The 6,779-nt window shown below is 54.9% G+C and carries 6 protein-coding genes and 1 riboswitch; all 6 genes read right to left on the bottom strand.

Annotation, left to right across the window (positions count from 1 at the left end; genetic code table 11):
• Nucleotides 1-285: 6-pyruvoyl trahydropterin synthase family protein (locus L692_RS0124760; protein ID WP_025702608.1), on the bottom strand; the 285-nt coding region annotated here is incomplete at its 3' end.
• Nucleotides 285-947: a 7-cyano-7-deazaguanine synthase QueC gene (gene queC, locus L692_RS0124755; RefSeq protein WP_025702607.1), complete on the bottom strand. Its 663-nt coding sequence runs from the start codon at nt 945-947 to the stop codon at nt 285-287. The genes queC and L692_RS0124760, both read right to left, overlap by 1 nt.
• 13 nt (nt 948-960) lie before the next feature.
• A complete protein-coding gene (gene queF / locus L692_RS0124750) occupies nt 961-1,461 on the bottom strand; it encodes a preQ(1) synthase (protein WP_025702606.1) in 501 nt (166 codons plus the stop codon).
• A gap of 125 nt (nt 1,462-1,586) precedes the next feature.
• Nucleotides 1,587-1,630, bottom strand: a riboswitch (PreQ1 riboswitch).
• Between the two features lie 170 nt (nt 1,631-1,800).
• Nucleotides 1,801-4,095, bottom strand: coding sequence for a heavy metal translocating P-type ATPase (locus L692_RS0124745; protein WP_025702605.1), 2,295 nt, complete (start codon nt 4,093-4,095; stop codon nt 1,801-1,803).
• A gap of 67 nt (nt 4,096-4,162) precedes the next feature.
• Nucleotides 4,163-6,076: an urease accessory protein UreH domain-containing protein gene (locus L692_RS31465; RefSeq protein WP_198027826.1), complete on the bottom strand. Its 1,914-nt coding sequence runs from the start codon at nt 6,074-6,076 to the stop codon at nt 4,163-4,165.
• A gap of 271 nt (nt 6,077-6,347) precedes the next feature.
• Nucleotides 6,348-6,779: hypothetical protein (locus tag L692_RS30140; protein WP_036725470.1), on the bottom strand; the 432-nt coding region annotated here is incomplete at its 5' end.

The raw sequence follows: 6,779 nt of genomic DNA, 5'->3' as shown, positions 1-6,779 counted from the left end.
CGAGCCGCTCGCCTCAAGGCTCTCCAGCACAGGCTCGTCGCCTTTGGCGAGAAAGGCGTGGTCCAGCTTATCGACCACCCGCTCCTTCACCAGCGCTTTAATGTCGCCAAAGTCGACGACGAAGCCTTCGTCGGAACGCCCTTCTTCCGCGACCGGCCTGCCTTTCAGCACAACCTCCAGCTTGTACGTGTGCCCGTGGACATTGGCGCATTTTCCTTTATGGCCAATCAGTTGATGCGCGGCGTCAAACGAGAAGATTTTGCATACCGTAACCTCGCCCCGCATCAGCCGCCCACCGTCTTTCGAACCGCTTCATACTGCTTCAGACCGCGGTTCCGCAGCTGGCAGGCCGGACACTCGCCGCAGCCGCTCCCTTTGATTCCGTTGTAGCAGGTCAGCGTATGCTCGCGGATATAATCGAACTGGCCAAGCTCGTCGGCCAGCTGCCAGGTTTCTTTTTTGTCCAGCCACATCAGCGGGGTATGAATAACGAATTCATAATCCATCGAGAGGTTAAGCGTAACATTGAGCGACTTTACGAACACGTCCCGGCAGTCCGGGTAGCCGCTGAAATCCGTCTGGCATACCCCGGTAACCATATGATGGTACGAGAGTTGCTTGGCCAGAATCGCCGCGAACGACAGGAACAATAAATTCCGCCCGTCCACGAAGGTGCTTGGAAGCTCCCCGTCTTCTCCCGCCGAAATCTCGATGTCCCCCCGGGTCAGGGCATTCGGCGCAAGCTGGTTCAGCAGGCCCAGATCCAGAATATGCTGCTTCACATTGAAATGGGCGGCGATTTCCTTCGCGACTTCAATTTCCGCCGCATGCCGCTGGTTATAGTTAAAGGTAACGACCTGCACTTCTTCAAACTGCCGCAACGCCCACACCAGACACGTTGTGCTGTCCTGTCCGCCGCTAAAGACGACCAGCGCTTTCTTGTTCATTCCCTATCTCTCCTTATCGGTTGTCGATTGTCTCCGGATACAAATCGTGATTCAGCAGCCGATGCTCGGCTATAGCCTCATATTTGGTGCCCGGACGGCCATAGTTGCAGTAAGGATCAATGGAAATGCCTCCGCGCGGGGTGAACTTCCCCCATACCTCGATGTAGCGCGGGTCCATCAGCTTGATCAGATCGTTCATGATGATATTGACGCAGTCTTCGTGAAAATCGCCATGATTGCGGAAGCTGAACAGGTACAGCTTGAGCGATTTGGACTCTACCATCCTGATCTCGGGAATATACGAAATATACAGAGTGGCAAAATCGGGCTGGCCGGTCACAGGGCACAGACTCGTAAATTCCGGACAGTTAAACTTCACAAAATAATCCCTGCCCGGATGCTTGTTATCGAACGTTTCCAGCACCTCGGGCGCATAGCCGAATTTGTACTGTGTACCTTGGTTGCCAAGCAGCGTAATATCCGGCATTTCCTCTTGCAATCTTCCTTCGGACATAACAAAAAATCCCTCTCTTTTCCTTCGGCATCCTGCCGGTATTCGGAAAGAAGAACGAGATTTCATCAAACCTGATCCATGCAGACTAAGAACGTGAAAATGGACATACCCGCTTCCGGGCATATCGTATCTTAGTTTTTTATAGAGGGAGTTTGCGAACCTCTCCCGCGGCGGCGCCGCAGACTTTCTTCTTCAATTATTCATATGATGCGTCTAGAACTATACCACAGGATGCGATGGTTAGACAAGGGCAAGGCAGGCTACAACGGAGCCTGCCTGATATCCTCTCTTTCTCCTGATAACCGTGTCTTGCGCTAACGACTCAGCTTGGGAACCTCTTCATCGCGCCAGCTTGTAGCGTCTCAGCCGCAATGAATTAAACAGTACGGACAGCGAGCTTAGGGCCATGGCGCCGGCGGCCACCACCGGATTCAGGTACCCCATGGCAGATAGCGGGATCGCCAGCAGATTATAAATGAACGCCCAGAACAAATTCTCCTTGATAATGGTCATGGTCTTGGCCGACAGACGGATCGCGGACGGAATGGCGCGAAGGTTGTCCTTCAACAAGACAATGTCCCCTGTCTCGATGGCCACGTCTGTGCCCGAGCCAATGGCAATGCCGATATCGGCCGTCGCCATGGCAGGGGCGTCATTGATCCCGTCCCCAATCATGGCTACAACCTTGTCCTTCTGCTTTAGCCGCTCAATCACCTGAGCCTTGCTCTCCGGAAGCACCTCCGCCACCACATGCTGAATTCCCAACCTGGCGGCTATGGTTTCCGCCGTCCGGCGGTTGTCGCCCGTAAGCATATGCAGCTCAAGCCCCATCTTCTTCAGCTCGGTGACAGCCTCCAGCGCCCCCTCCCTAAGCTCATCCTGCAAGCCTGCTACAGCTTCCAGCACCCGGTCGATGGCTATGAACACGGCCGTCTTCCCGCTGTGGCGAAGCTGCTCCGAAGACTGGCCGTCGAATCTCTCCACATCCACGCCATATCCTGCAAGAAACAAGGGCGAGCCCACCAGCACCTCGGCTCCGTCCACAAAAGCGCAAACTCCTTTTCCCGGAACGGCGATAAAGGTTGCGGGGTCGGGAATGCCCTCCGGGAACCTTGCCGCTCCGGCCTCATAGATCGCTTGGGCCAAGGGATGCTCCGATCGTTTCTCCGCTGCGGCGGCCAGGAACAGGATGCGATCCTGACTTAACGACCCGTCTGCGCCTCCGGCTGCAATCAGATCGGTCAAATGCGGCTTGCCGGAAGTCAGCGTACCGGTCTTATCAAAAACCACAGTTGTGATTTTGCCCGCCAGCTCCAGCTGCTCGCCATTCTTGACCAGTATTCCGTTTTGAGCGCCTCTGCCCATACCGGCCATAATGGCGGTGGGGGTCGCCAATCCAAGGGCGCACGGGCAGGAAACAACCAGCACGGCCACCGCGTTGATCAATGCCACGTCCAGTAAAAATACCGTGCCCCCGTAAATCACCCAGAACCAGATCGCAAACGTTATAAATGAAGCAAGCAGAACGAAAGGGACGAAATAGGCCGCCACTTTATCGGCTATTTTCTGAATGGGCGCCTTGCTGTTCTGGGCAGCCTCTGTCATTTGCACGATTCGGGCGAGGAAGGTTTCGCCTCCCACCTTGGTTGCCCGGAATTTAAAGGTTCCATGCTGATTGAAGGAGGAGCCGATAACGGTATCCTGCTCGTTTTTTTGCACGGGAGTGCTCTCCCCTGTGAGCATCGATTCGTCCACATACGAGCTTCCTTCGGTTACGATGCCGTCTACCGGTATTTTCTCGCCCGGGCGAACGATGACAATATCCCCCGCCTGCACCTCGGCGATCGGCAGATCCCGTTCCTCCCCGTCCCGGACCACCCGGGCCGACTTGGCCTCCAGCTCCATCAGGGCGCGAATGGCGTTCGAGGTTCTCCCCTTGGCTACCGCCTCCAGATATTTTCCAAGCAGAATCAGGGTAATGATCACGGTAGAGGCTTCAAAGTAAATATTCTGCATCCCGGCGATAACCAGCGTCTCTTTATACAGAACCGTATATAAGCTATAGCCGAACGCGGCGCTCGTGCCGAGCACGACCAGAACATCCATAGTAGCTTTTCTCGCTTTAAGGGAATAGAAGGCATTCTTGTAATAAGGCCAGCCGATGATGAATTGCACGGGAGCGGCCAGCGCCAGCTGGAGTTTCCAGTTATGCAGCCAGAGCGTCCGTTGTCTGACGGCATCGAGAATTTGCGAGAACCAGGTTTCCTGCTGCCCGTAGATGACATCATGACATAAGCCAAGACCTCCCAGCAGCATCGCGACAAACAGCGGAAGGCTGAGCAAGATGGAGATAATCAGACGAATCCCCAGCTTGTTCATTTCTCTCTGTCTGGCGCTGCCACGGCCATTTTCCTGTTCTTTGCCTTTAACTCCAGCCGAAAAGCCCAGAGATTCGATGACACGGATGGCCTCCGAAAGATCCACGGTCTCCTCTTCATACTCAACAAGCACTTTCTCCGTCGCATAACTCACCGATACGCTGCGCACCCCTTTCAACTTGCCAAGCGCCGCTTCTATCGTCATCGAGCACAGCGTGCAGGTCATTCCGTAAACACGCAGGGTAGCTTCCGCCATCCTTGACCCCTCCTTTATATAGATATGTATTGCTATTGCGGCCTGGCTCCGGCCCGCTCTTCCCGCACTAGCCGTCTGTTACGGTAATGCTGCTTTCAATCATTTCCATCCAGCAGGTAAACGGGAACCTCCCCGTTTCTCCCGGAGTGAACTGAGCAATATTGTCTCCGGCAACGAGCTTCTTGCTCAAATGAAAGGCAGGGACAATAATCTCATTGTTGCAATCGTTCAACTGATCTTTCTCTACACGGATGATCCATTTAACCGGGATTCCTTTCTTGACCCGGATAGGCGAATAGCTGTTGCTTGTCACAAGGGTGACAACGGTCTGGAGCTGCGGATCGCCGTTCTCCCCTGTGGTCCCGTCAACTGACCCTGCCTTTGGAGCGGCAGAAGGGGGCGGCGAAGCGGCTGGCTTCGAAGAAGCGGTGGGCGAAGTGGAGGGCTTGGCGGCCGGTTTTCGGCTATTAACCGAAGGTGCCGTGGCTCTCGGCGCTGCTGTCACTTTCGGTTCGGCTGCTTTAGCCTGGTCCGACGCAGGCTTCGCCTTCTGTGCGGTTGAGGAGCTCCCGGCATTCTTCGGCGCCTTTCTCTCCTCCGAGTCTTGTGTATTCGAGGATGCCAGCTTGGGCTTGGCCTCTTGGCCGGGTGCGGCGGGCGGCTCCGCAGAATGTCTCTTGCGGGGCTCCGATCCGGGAGCGGCGGAACTCGCCGCCGATGGCTTATCCGCCTGACGGCTGTCCGGCCCCTCAGTCCGCCCGGCGGCCGTAGAGTGATCCCGCTCGTAGCTGCTGACGTCGTCCACCACAATAATGCTGCTCTTGATCATGCCCATCCAGCAGGTGTACACAAACTCGCCTTTCTCGCTCGGTGTGAACCGGATCGTATTGTCTCCGGCAAGAAGCTTCTGCTCAATCTTGAAGCCAGGCAGGCTTACGGCATTATTGCAGTTGTTCAAATCTTCTTTATCCACATGGAGAGTCCAATTGACCGGAATCCCCCTCTGCACGACAATCTGCGGATAGCTGTCCTTCCCTGCCTGTGCTCTGACCACCTGCGTCTTGCCGCTCTTGTCCAACCGGGCGATCGCCGCACCGTCGCTCAGACGGTTACTTGTGTAAGGGAGGGTAACGCCCGACAAGGCAAACCCTCTATTCACCATGACCAGACCCAAAGCGATAACGATCAGCGCGCTCGCCTTCAGGACCCGCCCGGCGAACTTCTTGCTCAGCATGGGATGAATGGCCCCGAACAGGAAGAGCATCGGCACCGTGCCGAGAGAGAAGACCAGCATGGAAAGCGCCCCGTGGACAATGCTGCCCGTTCCAAGGGCATACAGCTGCATGATTTGCAAAGGTCCGCAGGGCATCAGCGCGCTCAGCAGCCCTACCGCAAACGGTCCGAGACGGGAGGCGCCGTTTCGGATGACGTTGAACGCAAAAGAAGGCATGCTCAGATTGACTCTGCGCAGCGCCTTGAACAGACCAAGCAGATTGATCCCCATAATAATCATGAACAGCCCGCCGATTAGAGGAATAAGCCCTCGCCAGGTTCCAGAAAATTGAAATACCTGACCAAGTCCTCCGGCAAGTCCCCCAAAAATCGTATAGGAGACCACCCGTCCTCCGTTATAGCGGATGGAGGGCGCGTAACGCCGAAAGCGTTCCAGCCTGCTATGCCCGCTGCCGGTACGCACAGACTGGGCGATGGCGATGCCCCCGCACATTCCCGCGCAATGAAAAGAGGTCAGAACGCCCACCGTCAGAATCATACCGTAGCTCGCATTCATGGAGAGCTGAGGCACGTTTTTCATCAAGATGAGATCCTGGAACATGCTGTAGGCTTCAGGATGAAGCAAGAGCAGAATGCAAGCCGCTATAATCGCTGCGGCCACCGCGACCCTCCCTGCTCCTTTTTTGATGAAACGAATATGTGGATTCTTCACGCTGTCGTGATTCGAATCCGTCAAGTGATGAGACATAGCTTCTCCTTCCCCGTTAGCTGAATGATCCGGCCTGCGGAATAACAATGTTGCCTCTGCCACTCCCGGGCTTTGATCCGGCTGCTCGTTGCTCCTTCCGGTGATAAAAAGAGGCAGAAACAACTCCCCCAAGGGATTGCTCTGCCTCTGGTATTACCAGTCAACATTAAACCTAGTTTTTTAATAGGAATTATATAATTAAATTTACTATACAACATTTTTTTCATTATGCTATAGCTTTGCCCTAAGAATTTGTAGCAACATTATGACATTAATGATGAGGAGAGGATGCTTTCTCGGCTGCCTCGTTAGCGTCGTGATCGCCCGGCGCTGCCGCATCGACGGCAGATATATCCTGGGAAAGGGAGGCCACATGGAGAGTGCCGCCTTGGGTTACGCCTGAAACATGAATGGCAATATTCGTCTTCTTCTCAATGCTGTCGATCAGCACAGCAGCCAGCTGATGGCCTCTCGCATCAAATTTATAGTATATGTATTTGCCATCGTCCTGAAGCACGCTGAGGCCAAAGCCGGACGAAGCGCAGCCCGGCATCAACAGGCATGCCTTGGAGTGCTTCGCGGGATCGCTTATGCCGCTATGATGGCCTTCGATGAGAATGCCGTCCAGCTCCTTCAAAGCGGATACGGCCACATCGCTCTTGCCAGGCGCAATCTTCAACACGTGCAGTTTTCCGGGCAACAG

Source organism: Paenibacillus forsythiae T98 (genome assembly GCF_000520735.1).
GTDB classification, from domain to species: domain Bacteria; phylum Bacillota; class Bacilli; order Paenibacillales; family Paenibacillaceae; genus Paenibacillus_AQ; species Paenibacillus_AQ forsythiae.
This window is presented reverse-complemented; position numbering and strand designations above follow the sequence as displayed.